The sequence below is a fragment of the Arenibacter lacus genome (assembly GCF_008711145.1).
Lineage (GTDB): Bacteria > Bacteroidota > Bacteroidia > Flavobacteriales > Flavobacteriaceae > Arenibacter > Arenibacter amylolyticus.
The window spans coordinates 1-435 of record NZ_VVIN01000256.1 but is presented as its reverse complement, the minus strand read 5'-3'; the positions used below and the strand labels follow the sequence as shown (position 1 = coordinate 435).

General features: G+C 37.9%; 1 pseudogene. It reads right to left on the bottom strand.

Annotated features, from left to right (window positions below):
• Positions 1–87: 87 nt before the first annotated feature.
• Positions 88–435 (bottom strand): annotated as a pseudogene (locus F1E73_RS17395) (peptidoglycan-binding protein LysM); the annotation flags it as partial.

Genomic DNA, 435 nt, shown 5'->3' with positions numbered 1-435 from the left:
TAGTTATGCAATAAACTAAAAGGATTCCCAAGATTGCCGTATCTGCAACCAAGGGAATCCCTAAATTCATCTTTAAAATTGTTGGGCTTATAGCGCTGTCGCTGTATAAGTCACTGTTTGTGTATACGTACCTGCTGGCTTTCCTAAAATATCAGAGGAAGAAGATTTAGCCGCTGGAATCTCATAATTCAAATCAAGTGTCAATGCACTACCCAAAGGAGCATTATCGATTAACTTTTGATCGGAATTGGATAACTCGATAGTGTTCTGCGTACCTGCCATAGTTCCACCGGACACTGCTTTAATAGTTAGAACATTTACTGGAATATTGTTGGTGCCATCTGTAAAGAATTCTCCGTCCGCCTTTACTTTGATGTCAAAATTCTTTGTTGAAGTAACAATTAAACTATTCTCTATAGTGTAATCTTGTGAGGA